This window comes from Aquabacterium lacunae (assembly GCF_004310865.1).
Taxonomy (GTDB): Bacteria; Pseudomonadota; Gammaproteobacteria; order Burkholderiales; family Burkholderiaceae_C; genus Aquabacterium; species Aquabacterium lacunae.
In genome coordinates this window covers 1-462 of the sequence record NZ_SIXI01000049.1, presented here as the reverse complement: position 1 = coordinate 462, position 462 = coordinate 1, and the positions used below count along the sequence as shown (strand labels likewise).

The following is a 462-nucleotide window of genomic DNA, read 5'->3' as shown; positions in this document are numbered from 1 at the left end:
CAGGCCAGGTGATCAGCGCGGCCGACCTGGCCGCAGGCAAGCTGGCCTATGTGCCCGATGCCAACGAGAACGGCGCGCCGTACGGCAGCTTCACGTTCTCGGTGCAGGACACCAGCGGCGCCTTTGATGCAGCCCCGAACACCTTCACGCTGAACGTCTCGAACGTCAACAACGCCCCGGTGGCTGCCCCTGACGAGCGCAGCGTGAGCGAAGACGGCAGCCTGGACATCACGGCGGCCAACGGCGTGATCCGCAGCGGTGATGCCGCCACGGGCAAGGACAGCGACGCCGACGCGGGCGACCAGCTCAGCGTCTCGGCCATCAGCTTCACCCGGGCCGACGGCTCGGTGGTGGTGGGCACGGTGGGCCAGCCGATTGCGGGCCTGTACGGCACGCTGACGCTCAAGGCCGACGGCTCGTACACCTACACCCCGAACGCCGAAGCGCAAAAGCTCGACGATG

Annotated in this window: 1 protein-coding gene; it reads left to right on the top strand. The window is 68.4% G+C overall.

Annotated features, from left to right (window positions below):
* Positions 1 to 462 (top strand): cadherin-like domain-containing protein (locus EYS42_RS16950; RefSeq protein WP_130969391.1); only part of this gene is annotated, 462 nt, incomplete at both ends.